The 19004-nt window shown below is 58.8% G+C and carries 22 protein-coding genes; 17 read left to right on the forward strand and 5 right to left on the reverse strand.

Translation table 11 applies throughout. From position 1 onward, the window contains the following. Positions 1 to 71: 71 nt before the first annotated feature. Positions 72 to 803 carry a fumarylacetoacetate hydrolase family protein gene (locus LIX15_RS18650; RefSeq protein ID WP_227774957.1) on the reverse strand — a complete coding sequence of 244 codons (732 nt, stop codon included), beginning with the start codon at positions 801 to 803 and terminating at the stop codon, positions 72 to 74. 105 nt (positions 804 to 908) lie between these two features. Here LIX15_RS18650 and LIX15_RS18655 point away from each other — a divergent pair, with 105 nt between their 5' ends. From LIX15_RS18655 to LIX15_RS18670, 4 genes are all read left to right on the forward strand, one after another. Then, entirely contained in the window at positions 909 to 1646 is a 738-nt protein-coding gene (locus tag LIX15_RS18655) for a metal-dependent hydrolase (RefSeq protein ID WP_227774960.1), read from the forward strand. Positions 1647 to 2353: 707 nt separating this feature from the next. Continuing rightward, positions 2354 to 2746, forward strand: coding sequence for an OsmC family protein (locus tag LIX15_RS18660; protein WP_227774962.1), 393 nt, complete (start codon positions 2354 to 2356; stop codon positions 2744 to 2746). A 72-nt stretch (positions 2747 to 2818) separates the two neighbouring features. After that, complete coding sequence (locus LIX15_RS18665; RefSeq protein ID WP_007978781.1) at positions 2819 to 2995, forward strand: HVO_2753 family zinc finger protein; 177 nt, start codon at positions 2819 to 2821, stop codon at positions 2993 to 2995. 3 nt (positions 2996 to 2998) lie between these two features. Continuing rightward, positions 2999 to 3265, forward strand: coding sequence for an elongation factor 1-beta (locus LIX15_RS18670; RefSeq protein ID WP_227774964.1), 267 nt, complete (start codon positions 2999 to 3001; stop codon positions 3263 to 3265). Positions 3266 to 3307: 42 nt separating this feature from the next. Here LIX15_RS18670 and LIX15_RS18675 read toward each other — a convergent pair whose 3' ends face one another. Further along, a complete protein-coding gene (locus tag LIX15_RS18675) occupies positions 3308 to 3982 on the reverse strand; it encodes an MBL fold metallo-hydrolase (RefSeq protein WP_227774966.1) in 675 nt (224 codons plus the stop codon). 49 nt (positions 3983 to 4031) lie between these two features. Next, entirely contained in the window at positions 4032 to 5198 is a 1167-nt protein-coding gene (locus LIX15_RS18680; RefSeq protein WP_227774968.1) for a cystathionine gamma-synthase, read from the reverse strand. A gap of 660 nt (positions 5199 to 5858) precedes the next feature. On the opposite strand from LIX15_RS18680, the gene LIX15_RS18685 reads away from it, so the two are divergent. The 8 genes from LIX15_RS18685 (at position 5859) to LIX15_RS18720 (ending at position 12188) form a co-directional block, all read left to right on the forward strand. Beyond that, positions 5859 to 6149, forward strand: a complete 291-nt coding sequence (locus LIX15_RS18685) for a 50S ribosomal protein L21e (RefSeq protein WP_227774970.1) — start codon at positions 5859 to 5861, stop codon at positions 6147 to 6149. A 3-nt stretch (positions 6150 to 6152) separates the two neighbouring features. Then, a complete protein-coding gene (locus LIX15_RS18690) occupies positions 6153 to 6509 on the forward strand; it encodes an RNA polymerase Rpb4 family protein (protein WP_227774971.1) in 357 nt (118 codons plus the stop codon). Positions 6510 to 6552: 43 nt separating this feature from the next. Next, positions 6553 to 7125 (forward strand): DUF655 domain-containing protein, encoded by a 573-nt coding sequence (locus LIX15_RS18695; protein ID WP_227774973.1) that lies wholly within the window; start codon positions 6553 to 6555, stop codon positions 7123 to 7125. Positions 7126 to 7395: 270 nt separating this feature from the next. Next, the gene (locus tag LIX15_RS18700; protein ID WP_227774975.1) at positions 7396 to 8280 is read left to right on the forward strand and encodes a 16S ribosomal RNA methyltransferase A; all 885 of its coding nucleotides are present in this window, start codon (positions 7396 to 7398) and stop codon (positions 8278 to 8280) included. Further along, on the forward strand, positions 8280 to 9482 hold the full coding sequence (locus LIX15_RS18705) for a mechanosensitive ion channel family protein (RefSeq protein WP_227774977.1): 1203 nt from the start codon (positions 8280 to 8282) through the stop codon (positions 9480 to 9482). Before LIX15_RS18700 ends, LIX15_RS18705 begins: the two co-directional genes overlap by 1 nt. Further along, entirely contained in the window at positions 9479 to 10054 is a 576-nt protein-coding gene (locus tag LIX15_RS18710) for a HemK2/MTQ2 family protein methyltransferase (RefSeq protein ID WP_227774979.1), read from the forward strand. The genes LIX15_RS18705 and LIX15_RS18710 overlap by 4 nt, the downstream gene beginning before the upstream one ends. 71 nt (positions 10055 to 10125) lie before the next feature. Beyond that, positions 10126 to 11121, forward strand: a complete 996-nt coding sequence (locus tag LIX15_RS18715) for a 5-methyltetrahydropteroyltriglutamate--homocysteine methyltransferase (RefSeq protein WP_227774981.1) — start codon at positions 10126 to 10128, stop codon at positions 11119 to 11121. Beyond that, positions 11118 to 12188, forward strand: a complete 1071-nt coding sequence (locus LIX15_RS18720; protein ID WP_227774983.1) for a methionine synthase — start codon at positions 11118 to 11120, stop codon at positions 12186 to 12188. Before LIX15_RS18715 ends, LIX15_RS18720 begins: the two co-directional genes overlap by 4 nt. A gap of 692 nt (positions 12189 to 12880) precedes the next feature. Here the strand turns inward: LIX15_RS18720 and LIX15_RS18725 are convergent. Next, positions 12881 to 13027: a hypothetical protein gene (locus LIX15_RS18725; protein WP_227774985.1), complete on the reverse strand. Its 147-nt coding sequence runs from the start codon at positions 13025 to 13027 to the stop codon at positions 12881 to 12883. A 36-nt stretch (positions 13028 to 13063) separates the two neighbouring features. On the opposite strand from LIX15_RS18725, the gene LIX15_RS18730 reads away from it, so the two are divergent. From LIX15_RS18730 to LIX15_RS18745, 4 genes are all read left to right on the forward strand, one after another. Then, on the forward strand, positions 13064 to 14410 hold the full coding sequence (locus LIX15_RS18730; RefSeq protein ID WP_227774986.1) for a ribonuclease J: 1347 nt from the start codon (positions 13064 to 13066) through the stop codon (positions 14408 to 14410). Position 14411: 1 nt separating this feature from the next. Further along, positions 14412 to 15467 carry a geranylfarnesyl diphosphate synthase gene (gene idsA3, locus LIX15_RS18735; RefSeq protein WP_227774988.1) on the forward strand — a complete coding sequence of 352 codons (1056 nt, stop codon included), beginning with the start codon at positions 14412 to 14414 and terminating at the stop codon, positions 15465 to 15467. Positions 15468 to 15965: 498 nt separating this feature from the next. Then, positions 15966 to 16211, forward strand: coding sequence for a hypothetical protein (locus tag LIX15_RS18740; protein WP_227774990.1), 246 nt, complete (start codon positions 15966 to 15968; stop codon positions 16209 to 16211). An 80-nt stretch (positions 16212 to 16291) separates the two neighbouring features. Further along, positions 16292 to 18010 carry a glutamate--tRNA ligase gene (locus LIX15_RS18745; RefSeq protein ID WP_227774992.1) on the forward strand — a complete coding sequence of 573 codons (1719 nt, stop codon included), beginning with the start codon at positions 16292 to 16294 and terminating at the stop codon, positions 18008 to 18010. A 407-nt stretch (positions 18011 to 18417) separates the two neighbouring features. Here the strand turns inward: LIX15_RS18745 and LIX15_RS18750 are convergent, their stop codons facing one another. Next, positions 18418 to 18573 (reverse strand): DUF8014 family protein, encoded by a 156-nt coding sequence (locus tag LIX15_RS18750; protein ID WP_227774994.1) that lies wholly within the window; start codon positions 18571 to 18573, stop codon positions 18418 to 18420. Positions 18574 to 18679: 106 nt separating this feature from the next. Between LIX15_RS18750 and ddfA the strand changes: the two genes are divergently transcribed. Then, positions 18680 to 18967 carry a DdfA family disk-determining factor gene (gene ddfA / locus LIX15_RS18755; protein WP_227774996.1) on the forward strand — a complete coding sequence of 96 codons (288 nt, stop codon included), beginning with the start codon at positions 18680 to 18682 and terminating at the stop codon, positions 18965 to 18967. The last annotated feature ends 37 nt before the right edge of the window (positions 18968 to 19004 follow it).

Consider the following 19004-nt stretch of genomic DNA (forward strand, 5'->3'; position numbering starts at 1 on the left):
TTGTTTTCGAACCTTCGTCAGTGACGACGTCGAAAAACGAAAATCGGAGAAGTGTTGGAAACGACCGGATCTCAGGGAATCCGAACGTCGTGGGAAAGCGCTCCGATGCCTTCGATTTCGACTTCGACGCTGTCGCCGTCGGAAAGCGGCGCAACGCCCGCTGGAGTGCCGGTGATGACCACGTCGCCGGGTTCGAGCGTGAGGTAGGTGGTGATTTCCGCGATGAGTTCCGGCACGGAGAAGATGAACTGGTCTCGTGAAGATTCCTGTCGGAGTTCGCCGTTCACGCGCAGTCTGACCGCCGCATCCTCTGGAACTTCGTCGGGAGTCGCCATGACCGGGCCGAGAGGACAGGAGTTGTCGAAAGCCTTTCCGCGAACCCAGTTCTGCTCGCGGTCTTGGTCGTCGCGGTTTGAGATGTCGTCCGCGCACGTGAACCCCGCCACCGCGTCCATGGCGTTTTCCTCCGCGACGTTGCGGCACTGCTCGCCGATGACGATGCCGAGTTCTGCCTCGTGGTCGATTCGCTCCTTTCCGGCGGGGAGCGTGATAGTGTCACCGTGGGAAGCCACCGTATTCGGCGGTTTGAGAAACAAGAGCGGTCGGTCGGGAACATTCTTGTTTCGCTCCGCCGCGTGGTCGGCGTAGTTCAGACCGACGCAGACGATTTTCGTGGGGTCGGTCGGCGCGAGAATTTCCACTTCGTCCGGGTCGTAGCTGTCGTTGGCGAATCGGATTTCTCCGTCAATCCATTCGCCGGTTCTGGTCGAACCTGCCGGGTCGCGGAATCGGACTCGTTTCATGTGCTGGCTGTCGTATCCGGATGCCTAAATCGTTCGGACTCCGGTAACCCCCTACACATCGCCAACATCCTTTAAGGCGAATTACGCCAAACCTGAAACCGCACTATGGAACTCACTTGGTACGGGCACTCGACGTGGCACGTAACAGTCGGCGATACCGACCTCCTCATCGACCCGTTCTTCGACAATCCGAAGACGGACACCGACCCGGAGGAACTCGACCCGGATTACCTCCTTCTCACGCACGGGCACGCGGATCACATCGGCGACGTAGACCGCTACGAAGGAACCACGCTGGTTGCGACCCCCGAACTCGTCGGCTACTGTAACGACGAATTCGGCGAGTACAACGCTGTCGGCGGCATGGGAATGAACCTCGGCGGAACCGTCGAATGCGGCGACGCCTTCGTTACGATGGTTCGCGCAGACCATACCAACGGCATCGACACGAGCTACGGAGCCACCGGCGGCATGCCCGCCGGGTTCGTCATCTCGGATACGAAACCGACGCAGGTGTCGGACGAGGAGAGCGAGACGTTCTACCACGCTGGCGACACCTCGCTGATGGTCGAGATGCGCGAGGTCATCGGTCCGTACCTCGAACCCGACGCGGTTGCCCTCCCGATCGGCGACCACTTCACGATGGGACCGGCGCAGGCCGCCATCGCGGTGGACTGGCTGGACGCCGATTTCGCGTTCCCGATGCACTACGACACGTTCCCGCCAATCGAGCAAGATCCGGAAGACTTCGCGAAAGAGGTCGATGCGGCAGGCTGTGATACCGACGTTCGAGTGTTGGAAGGCGAAGAGTCGTTCGACCTCTCCGAAGAACTCTCGTACTAAGAGTTCGATTCACGGGATATTCTTTTTAGTTGGAAATGCGGATACTAGTTTGAGCAACATTTTCGTGTGGGGTTGTTGGTTTCTGCTCTTCGAGCGGTTGCCGACTCCAAACGAAGCCACGGGAAGACGTCCCGTCTTCCGAGGCCGGGGGGAATCTTCGATTTCCCCCGGCCCTCGTTCGCTCCTCCGTCGCTCACTCGCCCTTCAGCCACCGATGCCTGCCCCACCATCGCCAGTGTCCCCACACCTCCCCGCCAGCGCAGGGATTGCACTCGGTGCTCGCTTCGCTCACCCCTCGTGCGAGTGCGCTGGCGCATCCGTGTCAGACCAATCAAGTTACCTGGTGCGCGCTAGCGCAGACCCGAGGACAGCGGTCGTCCGAGGGCCTGTGCTGACAGCGTGCGAGGGATGAGTACCGGAGCGAAGCGAGGAACGGAATCGGTTGGAGAGGCGTGTGGCTCTCGCGGTGCGGAGGCGGTTTCATTGGAGTCGGCAACTGCTATCACTAATTGAAAAAATCTAAACGGTTCATAACTGAGTTCCACAGGGATTTGTACAATTAGAGTCGGCAACTGCTACCGACAACCCAAACAAACCGATTCCGAAGAAACCAGCAAAACAGAAAACGCCAAACCATCCATCTCCCCCTAACAAACGAAGCCGGAAGAACAAACCTTAGGAGTGTCGCGCCAGATTTGCAAACTGCAATGCCAGAAGTCACTACCACGTCCGAAGAGGGCTACAGCGCAGAGAACGACGTCCGCGACTTTTCGCTCACCATCGACGCGACGGGTGAAGAGGCACCCGACACGCTCGAAACGCTGCTCGCGGCCTACGGCTCGTGCTACGTACCGGCCCTCCGCGTCGGCGGCGAACAGCGCGACGCCGGCGACCTCGGCAAAATCGAAATCACGGTAGATGGCGACCTGAACGACGACGACAAACTCGACGCCGTCTCGTTCGACATCAAGTGGGAAGCCGAGACCGACGACGAAACGGCCCAGAACGTCATCGACCGCGCGTTCGAACTCTGTAAGGTTCACGACGCGCTGAAAGACAGCCTCCACGCAGAGACGTCCGTCGAGACGGGCGCGTTCTAAGGCGCGTTTTTGCCGACCGTTTTCCGAATCAAGAAGGGAAGCGTTAAAAGCCGCGCGGCGGAACGTGGAGGTATGAGTCAGACGCAAAAGCAGGCGCGAAAATGCGTCTCGTGCGGGATTAATATCTCCGGTACGAACGCCGCGTCGTTCAAGTGCCCCGACTGCGGGCAGACCATCTACCGCTGTGCAAAGTGCCGCAAACAGAGCAACCTCTACGAGTGCCCCGACTGTGGGTTCCTCGGTCCGTAAACTATGGGAAAAGTAGCCGCCAAAATCAAGGTTATGCCGCAGAGCCCCGAAATCGACCTCGACGACCTGCAGGAGAAACTGGAGGATTCGCTTCCGGAAGGAGCGAAAATCAACGGCTTCGAGCGCGACAACGTCGCGTTCGGTCTCGTCGCGCTCCTACCGACCGTCATCGTCCCCGACGATGCGGGCGGCACGGAAGCCGTCGAAGAACGCTTCGCGTCCGTCGAACAAGTCGAGAGCGTCGAAGTGCAGAACGTCGGTCGGATATAGTTCCGGTCATCTGGCCGTCCGACTCTTTTCGTTTTTGCCGTTTCACTCCGTGAGCGACTCGTATATCTCTCGAATATCAGCGCCGTCACCCTCCACGAATCCGCCGTGATAACAGAGGATTTGATTCGCGTCCAACTCGGCGAGTTTGCCGAGCGAGTCGATTGCCTCCTCCATTTCGGGCGTGAATCGCTCGTTCGGCCCGGCGAGGCCATCATCGTCGGCGACCGTCGCGTCACCGGCGAAAAGCAGGTCGATTTCGGGAAGCGCGAGCGAAATGTGGCCCGGGGTGTGTCCCGGCGTTTCGATGACTCGCAGCGGGCCCGCCTCGGTTCGGAAGACGACATCCTCGACTACCTGTACGTCCACCGAAACCGGCGGGTAGCGGTCGCCGGAGGATTTGATGGGGTCTTCGTCGCCCTCGATAGCAGGCGTATCCCGCGGATGGGCGACCGTAGTTGCCCCGGTTCGGGAAATGAGCTCCTCCGCGCAACCGACGTGGTCGCCGTCTTGGTGAGTCAAAATCAGGATTTCCACGTCGTCCAGTTCGAATCCGTGTTCCGCCAGTGCCGATTCCAAATCCTCTATCTGCCCCTGAAAACCCGCATCGAGGAGAACGAGTCCGGAATCCGTTTCGACGCCGGACGGATGAATCGTCGTTTCGTGGTCGCCGCGGTCGAACGTGAGCGGGAACGAATAGACGTGCTGGTCGAGTTCCATGTGACGGGTGACGGGGGCAACCTGCCTGAAAGATTCGGCTGACCGAACTTCAGTTCAGCACCGCGTCGAACGCCTGCTGTAGGTCGGCTTTCAGGTCGTCAACGTGTTCGATACCGATGCTCGCTCGGATGAGTCCGTCCGACAGTCCCGCGGCAAGTCGCTCTTCTTTCGGAATCGCAGCGTGGGTCATCGTCGCGGGTTGTTCGATGAGCGATTCGACGCCGCCGAGGCTTTCCGCGAGGGTGAAGATGTCCGTCTCGGCCACGACTTCCGCGGCCTCTTCGAGCGAAGCGTCGAGTTCGAAGCTCACTATGCCGCCGAAGTCGTCCATCTGCTCCGCCGCGAGTTCGTGGTTCGGGTGGGATTCGAGTCCGGGGTAGTACACCGTCTCGATGGCTGCGTGATCGTCCAACCACGCCGCGATATCGCGTGCGTTGTCGCAATGTCTATCCATTCGAACGCCGAGGGTCTTAGTTCCGCGGAGGACGAGGAAACAGTCGTGCGGGCCGGGGGTCGCACCGACGCTGTTCTGGTAGAAACCGATCTGCTCGTCCAGTTTTTCGTCGTCAGTGACGAGCGCGCCGCCGACCACGTCGGAGTGGCCGCCGAGGTACTTCGTCAAGGAGTGTGAGACGATGTCCGCGCCGAGTTTGAGCGGACGCTGGAGGTACGGCGTGGCGAAGGTGTTGTCCACGGTGCAGAGCGCGTCGGCGTCCTCGGCGATGTCGGCCATCGCCGCGATGTCTACGACGTTGAGTAGCGGGTTCGTCGGCGTTTCGACCCACAGCAGTTCGGTGTTGTCGCGAACCGCGTCGGACACCTCGTCCGCGTCGGTCATATCTACGAAAGAAAATTCGATGTCGTAATCCGCGTACACCTGCGTGAAGATTCGGTGGGTGCCGCCGTACACGTCCTCGCTGGCGATGACGTGGTCGCCCGAGGAAAGCAGGTTCAAGACGGTGTTGATGGAACCCATCCCGCTGGAGAAAGCGCGCCCGAACTCGCCGCCCTCCAAGCCGGCGAGGTTATCTTCGAGGTCGGTGCGCGTCGGGTTGCCCGTGCGCGAGTATTCGTAGCCGCGGTGGTCGCCAGGGCCGTCCTGCACGTAGGTCGAGTTGGCGTAGATGGGTGTCATCAGCGCGCCCGTTTCCTCGTCGGGTTCCTGTCCTGCGTGGATGGAGCGCGTTTCGAACTGGAAATCGTCGCTGTCGGTCATGCATGAGGGGATGCAGTGTGGACAGGTTATTCTTGCCCTTCTGCGTCGGAATCGTCGCTTTCAGGAACTGGTATATTTTCATATTACTTCTGAAACAGTATTCTGAGATAGGCTACGATGATACGTTTTGCTACCGTATTGCTAGCTGTTGCCGACTCCAATGAAACCGCTACAGCCACCGCATCCGTCCACATGCCTCCCCAACCGACTCCCTCGCGTGATAATCGGCAGGCCTTCGGATTTCCTCAGGCTTGCCGTCGCACGCGCCAAAGTGATCTTTGCGCGGATTCAAGAAACCCAACTATGGTGGCGCGTGCTGACACGAACCTGAGGACTTCACGTCCGAAGGTCGTGTTCGTGTCAAAGCCGCGCGAGGGATGAGTATCGCAACGAACGAAGTGAGTGAGAAACGCAGTCGGTTGGGGAGGACGTGGCCTGCGGAGGCGGTGGCGGTCTGATTGGAGTCATGATTACCTAGCGACTCTCTCGAAAATATGCTACTTAGGACTTCTTTGGAAATACAACAGCTAGCGACTGTTCACAAGCAACAAAGAATTCTACACAACCAAACAAAACATCACAAACTACTCACCACTGGTGTTCTCGTCGTCGTGGAACGGACGTTTTATAACGGTCACCGAACAAGAGCGTCATACGACTATGCCGAGTTCGCACGGACCCAACCACAGTACTCGCGAAAAGCTCTCGAACGACCCCCGAAAACGCGGCACCTCGCCGCCACAGCGTGCGGTACAGGAGTTCGAGGACGGACAGAAAGTCCACCTCAAAATCGACCCGAGCGTCCGCAAAGGTCGCTTCCACCCGCGATTCGACGGCCGCACGGGTGAAGTCGCTGGGAAGCAGGGCAAAGCGTACAAAGTCCTTATCGTCGATGGTAAGAAAGAGAAGACGCTCATCACGAAGCCAGCACACCTCCGCGCACAGGAATAACGCATGACGATTTTTAAGGAAAAGCTCCACGAGGATCATCTCACTACGGCGGAAGCCAAGGAACTGCTCGCGGACATCGAGCAAGACCGTGCGCTGGACGAAACCCGCGAAATGCCGTACAACCTCTCGCGGGCCATCGAGCACGTCAACCGCTTTGCCGCCTTGGACGCCGAAGAGTCGCATGAACTCGTGGACGACCTGCTCGAACTCGAAAAGGTGGACGAACCGACGGCGTTCAAAATCGCCGACCTCCTGCCGAAAGACCGCGACGAACTGCGGGCTATCTACGCACAACAGCGCTTCGCACTTTCGGGCGACGAGTTGGACGAGATTCTGAACGTCGTCGCGAAGTACGAGTGACTTCACCGATTCTTTAAGTTACTCGTCGCCGTACTGTACTGCAATGAGTGAATCCGAGAGTGGCCGCGAAGCAATGGCTGTGGTGCTCGACTTTCTCCCCTACGGACGGGCGGAAGACGACAGGCCGCAGTACCAGAAAGAGCCAGTCGCGTACGCGCTGACCGAATCGGACTTTCGCCTCCTCGAACTCACGCTCGAAAAGGAAGAGAGCGTCGGCATCGGCGACAGCATCCCCATCGACCCGCTGGAAGCCCGCGAGCACATCCAAAAACTGCGCGAAATAGCGTACGACGACCTCACGTCCGCCTCCCAGTCTGAACTCGAACACGCCGTGGTTGACATCATCGAACGGGACGAAGAGCGGTTCGTGGACTTCTACAACGACGCGCAACCGATTACTCTTCGGCTGCATCAGTTGAATCTCCTTCCGGGAATCGGGAAGAAGCTGCGGAACAACGTCCTCGAAGCGCGGAAGCGAAAACCCTTCGAGAGCTTCGACGACCTCGAAGACCGAGTTTCGGGCTTACACGACCCGGAGGGCGTGTTAGTCGAGCGAATCCTCGAAGAGATTCGAGAAGACGACTTGAAATATCGGACGTTCGCGCGTCGCGACTAATCCCGTCGTCACGCCGTTCTGCTCGGTTAGTTCGACTCCGTTTCGTCGCTTTCGAGATGCTTCTGCGCAAACTCCGAAGGCGCGTCCCACCCCGTTCTCGCCGAGTCGGTCGATGCTCCACGTACTGTATTTTGGACAATAGGATTACGTCGAATCATGGTCGAATCACTGTTCATTTAGCCGGATCGGAAGTTACGATAGTGAGAATGGCGGCCGATTCCCGCGGTAACTCGGTGGGTTTACGCCACTCGCACCGGTAAACCTAAACTAATGGGACGTTCGCCAAACGAGGAACACGGTACGAGGAATCCCGACGCTTTGATTCGACGGGCAGGCGTCCGGGCCGACCCGAACCGTGACCAACATTTCCTCGTTGACGACCGAGTCGTTGACCGAATACCGGAGTACGGAACGGAGATGGATTTCTCGCACGTCCTCGAAATCGGCGGCGGGCCGGGCGTGCTGACCGACCGCTTGCTAGCGGTCGCAGACCGCGTGACGGTCATCGAACGCGACCCGAAATTCGCCGATTTTCTTCGACGGGAGTTCGCGGATGACTGCGAGGACGGACGGCTGACGGTCGCGGAAGGCGATGCCTTGAGCGTCGAACTTCCCGATTTTACGGCCTGCGTCGCCAACCTTCCGTACGGAATCTCCAGCGAAATCACGTTCCGACTGCTCCCGCTGGGAAATCCGATGCTCCTCATGTTCCAACGTGAGTTCGCGGAGCGCATGGCGGGGGAGGCCGGAACCGACGACTACGGACGACTTTCGGTGACCGCACAGCATTACGCCGACATCGAAGTCGTGGAAATCGTCCCGCGCGAGGCGTTTTCGCCCGCGCCGGAAGTGTCGAGTGCAATCGTTCGTACCACGCCGCGAACTCCGGATTACGAGGTGGACAACGAAGCCTTCTTCCTCGACTTCGTAAAGGCCGTCTTCACCCAACGTCGGAAGACGATTCGAAACGCGATTCGCAACACGGTGCACATCTCCGGATTGGACGATGCCGACGCGGTCGTGGACGCGCTCGAAACCCCTGACCCGGACGTGCTGGGAGAGGACATCCTCAGAAAGCGTGCCGGGAACGTCACCCCCGCGCAGTTCGCGGCGATGGCGGGGGTCGCAGACGAGTACGGCCGGGGTGGTGGTTGATGGCACAGAATCTGTATCGGCAGTTCCAGAATTTCAGCATCCTCGACATTCGGGTGTTCATCAGCGCCTTCATCGCCCTTTCGGTGCTCGCGGTGCTCCTCCTCGCGTGGCGGGCGCGCCCGCAGTTGCAAGAACGAATGCCGGTTTCGCTGGCAAACGTCATCGTCGTCGGTGGCGTTTCCGTGTATCTCCTATTGGCAGTGACGACGCTCGCGTTTCTCTGGGAAATCGTCACGACGGATCTCATCGTCCCGGGGGAGCGGGACTTGGAAGCGAAACAGGCGATCAACGTTTCGCTGACCGTCGTGACGCTGGCCGCGGCGTACGTCGCCGCCGGAATCATCAAACAGGCAATCGGGCGCATGACCCAACAGCGCGACACGTTTTCACAGCACCAGACGCAGATGATGATTCGTGTCTCGCAGGTGTCGGTGTACGTCGTCGCATTTGCGGCCGTCCTCGGTTTTTGGAACGTCGACCTCACCGGCCTGCTCGTCGGTGCCGGATTCCTCGGTATTGTGGTCGGAATGGCGGCCCGCCAAACGCTGGGGTCGCTGTTAGCGGGATTCATGCTTATGTTCTCCCGCCCGTTCGAAATCGGCGACTGGGTGGAAGTCGAGGAAAACGAAGGTATCGTGACGGACATCTCCATCGTCAACACGCGAATCCAGACGTTCGACGGCGAGTTCGTGATGATTCCGAACGAGGTGGTTGGCGGAAGCACCATCACGAATCGCAGTCAGAAGGGTCGCCTCCGATTGGAGGTGGACGTGGGCGTCGATTACGAGACGGACGTAGACCGGGCCGCAGAACTGGCGGAGGAGGCGATGGACGACGTGGAGAATGCGCTGACGGTTCCGTCGCCACAGGTCGTCACGAAGGAGTTCGGCGACTCGGCAATCACCCTCGGACTGCGGTTCTGGATAGATAAACCGAGCGCGCGCCGCAAGTGGCGCGCGCGAACGAGAGTTATGGGCGCGGTAAAAGAGGTCTTCGACAGCGAAGGAATCAAAATTCCGTACCCACAGCGCGAACTCTCGGGCAGGCAGGAAACGGGCGGGTTTCAAATCGCCCGTAAACAACAGCGCGAACTCGGCCCGACGGCGGACGGCGGGGAGGATACCGGACGGCGATTCGGCGACGGTGGCGATGGCGATGAAACGAATGATGACGATGAAAGCGACGGAGGAGATGAAGGATGACTGACCTCGCGGAACGACGCGGCATGGAGACGGACGTGTATCAACCGGCGGAAGATTCCCACCTGCTCGCGGAGGTTGCGGCGGCGGATATACGAAACGACGACCTCGTGCTGGAAGTCGGAACCGGGTCGGGATACGTCTCGGAGTTCGTCGCGGACGCGACGAACTCCCGCGTCCTTGGGTCGGACGTGAATCCACACGCGTGTGAGAACGCGCGAGAGCGCGGAGTCGAAGCGGTTCGCGGCGACCTCGTCGCGCCGTTTCGGGACGGCGCGTTTGACGCCGTACTGTTCAATCCGCCGTATCTCCCGACTGACCCGGACGAGGAGCGCGACGACTGGATGGAGCGCGCCCTTTCCGGCGGCGAATCGGGCAGAGAAGTCATCGACCCGTTTTTGGATTCCGTCGGGCGTGTCCTCGCGCCCGACGGTCGGGTGTATCTCTTGGTGAGCAGTTTGTCGGGCGTCGAGGAAGTCGTCTTCCGAGCGAGCAAGAACGGATTCAGCGTGGTTGCGCTCCGCGACGAATCGTTTCCCTTCGAAACGCTGTCGATACTGAAGTTGGTTCGCTGAGTTACCAATTACTCATGGACATTTTTTAGAACGGAAAATATTAAACACCAGCATATCATAGGGTCGGGTACATGACCGAGCGCATCGCGACCACACCGGGTGTGTTTCCGCTTCCCGACTGGGCGAAGGACGACCTCTCCGACCTAAAAGGACACCAGAAAGACGACCTCATCTCCGGCGACGAAGGCCCGGAGTTGACCGCCGTGTACGACACGGCCCGCGAGGAAGTCGTCTCGGTACAGCAGGACGCCGGACTCGACCGAATCGTGGAGGGGCAACTCCGCTGGGACGACATGCTCGCCCACCCACTCACGGTTCACGATTCCGTCGAAACCGGTGGTATCGTTCGATACTACGACAACAACAATTTCTACCGCGACCCCGTGGTCGTGGACGAACTCACCTTCGACGGCGACGTAGCGGCCGAGCTGGAATCGACCGCGGAACTCGCCGCCGACGTGCAAGCCGTCCTCCCCGGTCCATATTCGCTCGCGGATTTGGCGACCGACGAGTTCTACGACGACGAGACGGAGTTCCTCGCCGCAGTCGCCGATTTTCTCGCCGGTGAAGTCGGTGCCTTCCCGGACATCGAAACCCTGTTCCTCCTCGAACCGTCGCTCGTGGAAAACCCGCCCGGAGACGGCGAGGACGCACGAGCCAGCGAAGCCATCGACGTGGTAGCAGATGCGACCGATGCCGAAGTCGTCGTCCAACCATACTTCGGGTCGCTCGACGAGAAGGTTCACGCGCACCTGCTCGATGCCGACGTGGACGCCGTGGGTTACGACCTCGTCAGCGACCACGACGGCTGTCTGTCCAACGTGAACGAGTACGGGACGAAGGATTCCGTCTCGCTCGGGCTCGTAGACGGACAGAACACGCTGGTCGAATTGCCCGAAACCGTCGCCGAGCGCGTCGATTGGTTCGAGGAGAACACGCCAGTCAACGAGTTCGAAACCGTGTATCTGACGACGAACACCGAGACGTTCTACCTGCCGTATAGCAAGTTCGAAGAGAAGCTGAATGCGTTGGCTGAAGCCGCGCGGTTAGAGGAGGTGAAAGCATGAGCAATAAAAGCAGAGAGCAGTTCCGACCCGACGGTCACGACAACGATCACTTCATCCTGACCACCGTCGTCGGAAGCTACCCGAAACCGAAGTGGGTGGACAGAGCGCGCGACCTGTCCGACGACCCCGAAGCGGACTTCGACGAGAAGGCGTGGAACGAGGCGAAAGACGACGCCTGCCGACTCATCACGGACGAACACGAGCGGGCGGGCGTGGACGTGGTGGTCGATGGCGAGATGCGGCGCAACGAGATGGTCGAGTTCTTCGCCCACCGCATCGACGGCTACGAGTTCAACGGCCCGGTGAAGGTGTGGGGCCACAACTGCTTCGACAAACCGAGCGTCGTGGACGAAGTCGAGTACGACGAATCGTGGCTCGTGGATGAATATAAGTTCACGAAGGAGGTCGCGGAACGCCCCGTCAAGGTGCCGATTACCGGCCCTTACACGCTGGCGAGTTGGAGCTTCAACGAAGCCTACGAGGACGAGGCGTCGCTGGCCTACGACCTCGCGGATTTGGTCAACGAGGAAATCGAGAAACTGGTGGATGCTGGCGCGCGTTACATCCAAATCGACGAACCCGCATTGGCGACGACGCCGGACGATCACGCCATCGTCGGCGAGTGTCTGGAGCGAATCGCGGACGGAATCCCCGAAGACGTCTACCTCGGCCTGCACGTCTGTTACGGGGATTATTCGCGCATTTACCCAGAAATTCTTGACTTCCCGGTGGACGAGTTCGACCTCGAACTGGCAAATGGCGACTACGAGCAGTTGGACGTGTTCCGCGACCCAGAGTTCACCGCGAACCTCGCGCTCGGCGTGACCGACGCCCACACCGCCGAAGTCGAGACCGTCGAGGAAATCAAGGCGAACATCGAGAAAGGACTGGAAATCGTCCCGCCGGAGCAGTTGACCGTGAGTCCCGACTGCGGCCTGAAACTGCTCCCGCGCGAGGTGGCTTACGGCAAGATGGCGAACATGGTGCAAGCCGCGCGAGAGGTGGAGGCGGAGTTGGATTCCGGTGAGTTAGAGGTGCAGGGCGCGCCTGTTAGTGCTGACGACTAGCGACTGCGACGAACTCGATCGTCGATTGTGGCTTTTGTTTTCGGCTTTTGTTCGTAGTTGAATTGGGTTTCTAAGTAGCAGGATAGTGGATCTGTTTCTGGGTGGTCGGTATTCACGACACCAATGAGACCGCCACTGCCGCAGACCACACGCCTCCCCAACCGATTCTCCCTCGCTCGCGCTCGGTCACTCATCCCTCGCGCGAAAACTGACAAACCCTCGGACGAGGTGTCCTCGGGCCTGCCAGCGCACACGCCATGGAGATTGCGAAAATTCGTGAAATTTAAACGAATCGTATGGCGCGCGAAGGCGAACCATAGGTTCGCCCGCGCGAGGTCTTCCTGAACGCAGTGAAGGAAGACCTCGGAAGTCGCATGCCCGCGAAAGGAGCGACCGAGCAGGGGTCTTCCGGTGGACGAGCGACGAAGGAGCGAACGAGGAGGCTGGGGAGGACGAGGCGCGGTTTCACTGGGGTCGTGATTTATTAGTCACGATAAACTTACTGGGAAATCGCTCTACTGAAATTATTCCGTATGTCGGCAGTTGCTAATCGAACAGAAAAAGAAAAGCACCAAGCGGAGCCGTAGAACGGATAAAATAATAACGCAGTAGACGTGAAAATTCGTCGAAGCCAACCCCCCCCCATTCAGCCTGTTACTCGCTCCCCACGAACACAATCCCGGCAGTTTTTATTACCGGGGCGCGTAGGTGCGCTCAGACTGGGCAACTCGCGGGCGAGCGGCTCCGCCGCGCGCGAGTGCCAGACCGACGTGCTGTAAGACGCCGGGGTCTGACGCTCGCGGCCCCGCGAGGATTTCAGTGAGCAACGCAACCGCCACGTCGCGTGGCGTTTCAATGCTTGAGGAAAAGCAACTATGGAAATCGAAATCGCAACCATTGGCGGCTACGAAGAAGTTGGACGGCAGATGACTGCCGTGCGTGCGGGAGACGACGTCGTTATCTTCGACATGGGTCTGAACCTATCGAAGGTGCTCCTTCACGACAACGTTGAGACCGAAAAACTACACAGCCTCGACCTCATCGACATGGGCGCAATCCCGGACGACCGGGTCATGTCCGACCTCGAGGGTGACGTGAAGGCGATCGTCCCGACGCACGGTCACCTCGACCACATCGGTGCCATCAGCAAGTTGGCCCACCGATACAGCGCACCCATCGTCGCCTCGCCGTTCACCATCGAACTGGTGAAACAGCAGATTCAGGGCGAGGAGAAGTTCGGGGTCGAAAACGACCTCATGAAGATGGAAGCTGGCGAAACGATGCAGTTGGGCGACGAGGTCGAACTCGAATTTGTCAACGTTACCCACTCCATCATCGACGCAATCAACCCCGTGGTTCACACTCCCGAGGGTGCAATCGTCTACGGACTGGACAAACGGATGGACTACTCGCCGGTTCTCGGCGACCCCATCGATATGAAGCGCTTCCGTGAAATCGGACGCGAGGGCAACGGCGTCCTCGCCTACATCGAGGACTGTACGAACGCGGGCCGAAAGGGTCGAACGCCGAGCGAATCCGTCGCTCGCCGTCACCTGAAGGACGTGCTGTACAGCGTCCAAGACTACGACGGCGGTATCGTAGCCACGACGTTCTCCAGCCACATTGCCCGTGTCAAGAGTCTCGTGGAGTTCGCACAGGACATCGACCGTACACCCGTCCTGCTCGGGCGCTCGATGGAGAAATACTCCGGCACCGCAGAACGCCTGAACTTCGTGGACTTCCCCGAGGATATGGGCATGTTCGGCCACCGCAAGTCGGTTGACCGAACGTTCAAACGAATTATGAAGGAGGGCAAGGAGAACTACCTGCCCATCGTCACCGGCCACCAGGGAGAGCCACGCGCAATGTTGACCCGAATGGGTCGCGGCGAGACGCCGTATCAACTGGAAGACGGCGATAAGGTCGTCTTCTCCGCGCGTGTGATTCCAGAGCCGACGAACGAGGGACAACGCTACCAGTCCGAGCGACTCCTGAAGATGCAGGGCGCGCGGATTTTCGACGACGTGCACGTTTCCGGCCACCTCCGCGAGGAAGGCCACTACGAAATGCTCGACACGCTCCAACCGCAACACGTCATCCCTGCCCACCAGAACATGAAGGGCTACGCGCCGTATGTGGATCTCTGTGAGAGCCAAGGCTATCGCCTCGGCAGAGACCTCCACGCTACGCGAAACGGCAACCTCATCCAGCTTGTCGATTGATATGACTGACGCGAGTACGGAATCACGCGAAGAACTCGTCATGCAGACGGTCGAACAGCGCCGCGAGTTGGTCAACGAGGCCATCGAGGAAGATCTCCCCATCGTCAAGCCGGAACGCCTCTACGAGGCGTCGCGGTATCTGCTCGATGCGGGGGGAAAACGGCTCCGCCCGACGGTGCTGTTGTTGGTCGCGGATTCGCTGGCCGACGTCGAACCCATGTCGGAAGCCTACCGAAAGTTTCCTGCGCTCGACGGAACTGAACTCGACGTAATGGCCGCCGCGGTGAGCATCGAGGTCATTCAATCCTTTACGCTCATCCACGACGACATCATGGACGACGACGACCTGCGGCGGGGTGTTCCGGCAGTTCATCAGGCTTACGACGTTGAAACTGCGATTCTGGCCGGTGACACGCTCTATTCGAAAGCGTTCGAGATCATGCTGGACACGGGGGCTTCGCCGGAACGCTGTGTCCGCGCACTGGACGTACTCGCATCCACCTGTACGAAAATCTGTGAGGGACAGGCCCTCGACGTGGCGTTCGAGGAGCGTCCGGACGTGCTCCCCGAGGAGTATCTGGAGATGATAGAGAACAAAACAGCCGTCCTCTACGGAGCGGCGGCGAAAGTTCCCGCCGTCCTGCTCGGTGCCGACGACGAAGTCGTCGAAGAACTCTACCAGTACGGAATCGACGTCGGTCGCGCGTTTCAGATTCAGGACGACGTCCTCGACCTGACGGTTCCGAGCGAGCAGCTCGGGAAACAGCGCGGAAGCGACCTCGTCGAAAACAAACAGACCATCATCACGCTTCACGCCCGTAAACAGGGCGTCGATGTGGATTCGTTGGTCGAAACCGACGATGTCGGCGACGTGACCGAGGCTGAAATCGACGCCGCGGTCGCGCGACTCGAAGATGCCGGAAGCATTGATTACGCGAGAGAGAAAGCGCAAGAACTCGTCCAGCGGGGTAAAGACCGTCTCGGCGTCCTTCCGGACAACGAATCACGGTATCTACTCGAAGAAATCGCGGACTATCTCATCGAACGCGGACACTGAACCGCAAACGCCGACCGCTAACCATTTTGCCACGCGGAGACCGTCGCCTTCGCTCGATTTGTGTTCCGACTGCGATTCGAGTAGTAGCGGCTCTCGGATTCCGAATCGGAGACAGAGAGTGAATATTGTTCCGACGCTCCCGCCACTACGGTCCATCCCTCCGCTAGTTCTGTTGGCGCAAAACGGTTGCAGGAGGTTACTATCGGCCTCTGTCGGTGTGAAACGTCGGTCCATCATTATTTGTAATGTGCGTTACTGATTGATAAACTAGACTTGAAAAGTTAGCACGATTTTAAGAGAGTAAGTAATCGAATTTCAACATAAAGTGCATTAGATTGCGAATCTATCCAATAACACAAACGGTGGGTTGCCAGCGAATGAAGCATCGTAAACGGTCAGAACGATTTCCGGGTATAATACCGGATACCAATGAGCGTTATTGCTGAACAGGAACGGTACAAGTGAAGTGGTAAATTCCTGTTCACCCGGTGAGAAAGCATGAAAGGAAAACGAACGCTACAGATCGGCATCGCACTGATGGCACTGGTCGGATTGACGCTCGCAAGCGGCGCGGCAGTAGCGAGCGGCGGCGATTACGGTGGCGACGACAAATACGACGACGACAAGAAAGACAAAAAGTACGACAAGGACAAAAAGAAAAAGCACTCGAAACACGGTGTACCTGCGTGCAAGAAGTCACAAGGAAAAGCCCCGAAAAAGAACCCACACTGTAAGAAGTACTGATACGCGACGTCACCCGTTTTTTAGCAGATCCGAGTACCAAAGAGCGAGGTTTTTCATTCCGACCCACAAACCATCCAGCAATGGACGACGACTTACGCGCCCGAGTCGAAACAGAGGCGGAAAAACACGCGCTGTTCAACGCATTGAAACACGAAAGCGACGCGGACGTCGGTGCCATCATGGGTCCGCTGATGGGTGAAAATCCGGAGTTTCGCGAGCACGGAAACGAGGTTCCGGGCGTCGCCGGGAAGGTCATCGGGCAGGTGAACCAGTTGGACATCGAAGGAAAGCGGGAGCGACTCGCAGAACTCGACCCCGAACTCGTCGAAGAGTTAGATGCCGAGGACGAGGAAGACGAACGAGTGCTTTCAGACCTTCCGAACGCGGAGGAGTACGACCAGATTCGGATGCGGAGCGCGCCGAACCCGAACGGCCCGTGGCACATCGGTCACGGACGAATGCCCGCCGTCATCGGGACGTACAAGGATATTTACGACGGGTGGATGCTGGTTCGGTTCGACGACACCGACCCGGAGACGAAACGTCCCGACATGGACGCCTACGACGATATTCTGGAGGATATCGAGTATCTCGGCTTCGAACCGGACGAGGTGATGAAGGCTTCCGACCGCCTCGAAATTTACTACGACTACGCTCGCGACCTCATCGAGAAGGGCGGCGCGTACACCTGCTCCTGTTCGGGTGAGGAATTTTCTGAACTGAAAAACGACGCCAAATCGTGCCCGCACCGCGACAAGAACGTGGAGACGACGATGGCCGAGTTCGAGGACATGGTCGCCGGGGAGTACGGTTCCGGCGAGATGGTACTGCGCGTGAAAACGGACATCGAACACAAAAACCCGGCCCTGCGCGACTGGGTGGCGTTCCGAATCATCGACACGCCCCATCCGCGGGAGGAAGCGGCGGAGCACCGATGCTGGCCCATGCTCGACTTCCAGTCCGGCATCGACGACCATCTGAAAGGAATCACGCACATCATTCGAGGTATCGACTTGCAGGACTCCGCGAAGCGCCAGCGGTTCGTCTACGACTACTTCGGCTGGGAGTACCCCGAGGTCATCCACTGGGGGCACGTACAGTTGGACGAGTACGACATCAAAATGTCCACCTCGACCATCGGCGAGCTCATCGAAAAGGGCGAACTGGACGGCTGGGACGATCCGCGCGCACCCACGCTCCAGAGCGTCCGCCGACGAGGAATCCGGGGCGAATCGATTACAGAGGCGATGGTAGGACTCGGCACCTCCACGAGCAACGTCGATTTAGCCATGAGCACGGTGTATGCCAACAACCGCGAGTTGGTGGATGACGACGCCCCGAGATTCTTTTTCGTCCGCGACGGAGTGGAGTACACACTCATCGGCGAGCATCCCGAAATCGCGGAACCGGCGGTTCACCCAGACCACGAGGACAGGGGCACGCGAACCATTCCGGCGGGCGAAGCAGTCCGCATCGAATCAGGGGACGTTCCCGACCACGGTGACCGAATTTGGCTGAAGGGTCTTGGCTGTTTCCAGCACACCCGCGACGCCCTCCAATACACGGGCGACGACATCGGCGCGGTTCGCGACGAAGGCGTGGATGTGATTCACTGGGTGCCCGCCGAGGAGAATGTCCCTGTCCGAATGCGAACCATGGACGGCGACGTGAAGGGCTACGCGGAACCCGACTTCACCGACGCCGACGTGGACGATATCGTCCAGTTCGAACGTGTCGGCTTCGTCAGGGTAGATAGTCAGGACGATGGCGAGATTGTGACCTACTACGCCCACGACTGAGCGAATTCGAGATTCATTATCGAGAAATTTCACAGTCTACGCGACCACGAGCGCGAAACGAGCCAGTACGGCGAGTTTCGCGCTCGGCAAGGAAGGGCAGGCGTTTCTTGGCGTCCCCACGAACGGCCGAGGGTCGGGGGAAATCTTCGATTTCCTCGGCCGCGAAAGACTCCGTCTTTCGCAGGCTTCGTTTGGAGTTGAGATTAGCTAGCTACCCGTCAACTCCGCCGTTCTTTGTGATTTGAAAGTTCGAATAGGACGGCGACAATTGCCGACTCCAAACGAAGCCCTCGAACTTCGCTCGTTTCACTCGCTCCGTTCTCGCCCTTCATCCACCAGGAAACTGAGTTTCATCGTCCGCGATCCCGTAGAAGGTTAGGTATCGAACGAGAATCGTTTCCTTTTCACTACCGCCAATCCACGCCTTCGAGCGGTTCCGCAACGACGCCGTCCTGTTGCGCCAACACCCGCGCATGGGCGGTACAAACCTCGCGATCTTCGTCCCACGGGATATGGAGGCGAACCGCGGCCTCGTTCCCACAGTCGTTCTCCGAACAAGCCATATTGCGTGTACGGTTTCGAGGCTAATCCACATCACGGTCGGACGTGGTTTAAACTGGTTTCGAGAATAACCCCCTTCTTCAGGGCAGTTGGGAAACTTCGTTCCTCATGGACACAAATGAGACGATGGAACGCGCCGAGTACATCTACGAGATGGATGACGAAGAAAACGTCACCGACGGCGTCGTCACCGCGGTTGGAAACGCGACCGAGATGTCGATGACAGAGATGACGCCACTCCACGAGAGCGTTGATGTCGATGCCTTGAATGATTTGTTCTCTGATAATCACGATGGCTCATCGCGGAATCAGGGTCGGGTTAGATTTACGTACTGTGGGTGTAGAATACATATCCTGAGCACAGGTCGGGTTCTCGTAGAACCCGACGGAAATTGAATGCTTTCGCGGTCTCCGATGCGGGTTAGAGGGGTTA

It is taken from the genome of Haladaptatus pallidirubidus, from assembly GCF_020700235.1.
In the GTDB taxonomy this organism is placed as follows: Archaea; Halobacteriota; Halobacteria; order Halobacteriales; family Haladaptataceae; genus Haladaptatus; species Haladaptatus pallidirubidus.

What these genes read in the sequence shown, in the direction of transcription:
- LIX15_RS18745 (WP_227774992.1), top strand. Translation starts at nt 16,292, where the DNA reads ATGGACGACGACTTACGCGCCCGAGTCGAAACAGAGGCGGAAAAACAC.
- LIX15_RS18660 (WP_227774962.1), top strand. Translation starts at nt 2,354, where the DNA reads ATGCCAGAAGTCACTACCACGTCCGAAGAGGGCTACAGCGCAGAGAAC.
- LIX15_RS18730 (WP_227774986.1), top strand. Translation starts at nt 13,064, where the DNA reads ATGGAAATCGAAATCGCAACCATTGGCGGCTACGAAGAAGTTGGACGG.
- LIX15_RS18720 (WP_227774983.1), top strand. Translation starts at nt 11,118, where the DNA reads ATGAGCAATAAAAGCAGAGAGCAGTTCCGACCCGACGGTCACGACAAC.
- LIX15_RS18655 (WP_227774960.1), top strand. Translation starts at nt 909, where the DNA reads ATGGAACTCACTTGGTACGGGCACTCGACGTGGCACGTAACAGTCGGC.
- LIX15_RS18675 (WP_227774966.1), bottom strand. Translation starts at nt 3,982, where the DNA reads ATGGAACTCGACCAGCACGTCTATTCGTTCCCGCTCACGTTCGACCGC.
- LIX15_RS18650 (WP_227774957.1), bottom strand. Translation starts at nt 803, where the DNA reads ATGAAACGAGTCCGATTCCGCGACCCGGCAGGTTCGACCAGAACCGGC.
- LIX15_RS18750 (WP_227774994.1), bottom strand. Translation starts at nt 18,573, where the DNA reads ATGGCTTGTTCGGAGAACGACTGTGGGAACGAGGCCGCGGTTCGCCTC.
- LIX15_RS18690 (WP_227774971.1), top strand. Translation starts at nt 6,153, where the DNA reads ATGACGATTTTTAAGGAAAAGCTCCACGAGGATCATCTCACTACGGCG.
- ddfA (WP_227774996.1), top strand. Translation starts at nt 18,680, where the DNA reads ATGGACACAAATGAGACGATGGAACGCGCCGAGTACATCTACGAGATG.
- LIX15_RS18740 (WP_227774990.1), top strand. Translation starts at nt 15,966, where the DNA reads ATGAAAGGAAAACGAACGCTACAGATCGGCATCGCACTGATGGCACTG.
- LIX15_RS18700 (WP_227774975.1), top strand. Translation starts at nt 7,396, where the DNA reads ATGGGACGTTCGCCAAACGAGGAACACGGTACGAGGAATCCCGACGCT.
- LIX15_RS18695 (WP_227774973.1), top strand. Translation starts at nt 6,553, where the DNA reads ATGAGTGAATCCGAGAGTGGCCGCGAAGCAATGGCTGTGGTGCTCGAC.
- LIX15_RS18685 (WP_227774970.1), top strand. Translation starts at nt 5,859, where the DNA reads ATGCCGAGTTCGCACGGACCCAACCACAGTACTCGCGAAAAGCTCTCG.
- LIX15_RS18705 (WP_227774977.1), top strand. Translation starts at nt 8,280, where the DNA reads ATGGCACAGAATCTGTATCGGCAGTTCCAGAATTTCAGCATCCTCGAC.
- LIX15_RS18680 (WP_227774968.1), bottom strand. Translation starts at nt 5,198, where the DNA reads ATGACCGACAGCGACGATTTCCAGTTCGAAACGCGCTCCATCCACGCA.
- LIX15_RS18670 (WP_227774964.1), top strand. Translation starts at nt 2,999, where the DNA reads ATGGGAAAAGTAGCCGCCAAAATCAAGGTTATGCCGCAGAGCCCCGAA.
- LIX15_RS18665 (WP_007978781.1), top strand. Translation starts at nt 2,819, where the DNA reads ATGAGTCAGACGCAAAAGCAGGCGCGAAAATGCGTCTCGTGCGGGATT.
- idsA3 (WP_227774988.1), top strand. Translation starts at nt 14,412, where the DNA reads ATGACTGACGCGAGTACGGAATCACGCGAAGAACTCGTCATGCAGACG.
- LIX15_RS18715 (WP_227774981.1), top strand. Translation starts at nt 10,126, where the DNA reads ATGACCGAGCGCATCGCGACCACACCGGGTGTGTTTCCGCTTCCCGAC.
- LIX15_RS18710 (WP_227774979.1), top strand. Translation starts at nt 9,479, where the DNA reads ATGACTGACCTCGCGGAACGACGCGGCATGGAGACGGACGTGTATCAA.